This is a genomic window from Mesorhizobium sp. M2A.F.Ca.ET.037.01.1.1 (assembly GCF_003998075.1).
Lineage (GTDB): Bacteria > Pseudomonadota > Alphaproteobacteria > Rhizobiales > Rhizobiaceae > Mesorhizobium.
This window is the reverse complement of the sequence record NZ_RZSA01001827.1, coordinates 1-430: the sequence shown is the minus strand read 5'-3', so window position 1 is coordinate 430 and position 430 is coordinate 1. Positions and strand designations below refer to the sequence as shown.

Genomic DNA, 430 nt, shown 5'->3' with positions numbered 1-430 from the left:
GCCGAAGGCGAGGAACGGGAGCGTGTCCTGGATGCGTTTGCCGGACGTATCGCCGCCGGCGGCGACGACCTTCGGGCGGGCCTGGCTGCCTTCCGGGAAAAGGGCCTCCGGTCGAGAGATTGATCTCGAGCCCGATCTGAACGCAGTAGAAATCTGTTTCGCAGGGCGGCGGCTGACCACTCAACAGCCCTCGAACGTGGCATATCCGTACGGTTGCGAGCGATGCCCGGCTGTCCAGCTTCTGTCTTCAACAAACGGAGCGGAAGCGCTCCACGCAGGCGTCCAGCACGTCCCCGGGGTCACGCTTCCACCAGTTCTGCGCCGAGAACACCTCCACCTCGCACGGCCCGTCGTAGCCGGCCGCTTCCACCGCCGCGCGGATCGCCTTCAGGTCGGCCACGCCGTCACCCATCATGCCGCGGTCGAGCAG

General features: G+C 66.7%; 1 pseudogene. It reads right to left on the bottom strand.

The window, feature by feature from the left end:
- Positions 1–247: 247 nt before the first annotated feature.
- Positions 248–430 (bottom strand): annotated as a pseudogene (locus tag EOA27_RS40020) (sugar phosphate isomerase/epimerase); the annotation flags it as partial.